Source organism: Vibrio sp. 704 (assembly GCF_033339295.1).
Window position 1 is genome coordinate 1 of the sequence record NZ_JAWOUH010000771.1, and the last position, 576, is coordinate 576.

Below are 576 nucleotides of genomic sequence, written 5' to 3' on the forward strand. Positions count from 1 at the left end.
TTGAGCAGACGTTTAGATTATATGAACGTGTGTTCAAATCATTAAGACAAACTGACCAGATACAGTGCGATATACTCTCGCTTTCACTAACGACAATGAATCATAAATCTTGAACAGAAAGTACATCCCCTTTGGACTGGCACTGCTTTTTTGCTTAACTCCTTTTGTGTCATCCCCTATTGCACTTGTTATTGGCTTCTTACTTGCCAGCTTTGGCTTAGTTCCTACTGAGTTACCCATCGCCTCTTTCACCAAAAAACTGCTTTCTTATTCTATTATCGGTTTAGGGTTTGGTATCAATTTTGAACAGGCATTGTCTGTCACGTCAGATGGTATCGGGCTAATTATCGCTACGATTGTCGGCACACTCGTCATTGGCTCACTCATCGCCAAAGTAATCAAACTCGAAACGACGACTGCGTATCTCATTTCATCCGGAACTGCGATATGTGGTGGCAGCGCAATTGCTGCGGTCGCACCAGCAATCAGAGCCAAAGATGAACAAATAGGTTTGGCACTCGCTACCGTTTTTGTACTCAACTCTCTAGCGTTGTTCATCTTCCCCGTCATTGGTCA

Annotated in this window: 1 protein-coding gene; it reads left to right on the plus strand. The window is 43.4% G+C overall.

The window, feature by feature from the left end; translation table 11 throughout:
- Positions 1–109 precede the first annotated feature (109 nt).
- Positions 110–576, plus strand: a 467-nt coding sequence (locus tag R7R24_RS29025; RefSeq protein ID WP_318120500.1) for a putative sulfate exporter family transporter, incomplete at its 3' end; no start/stop codon positions are given.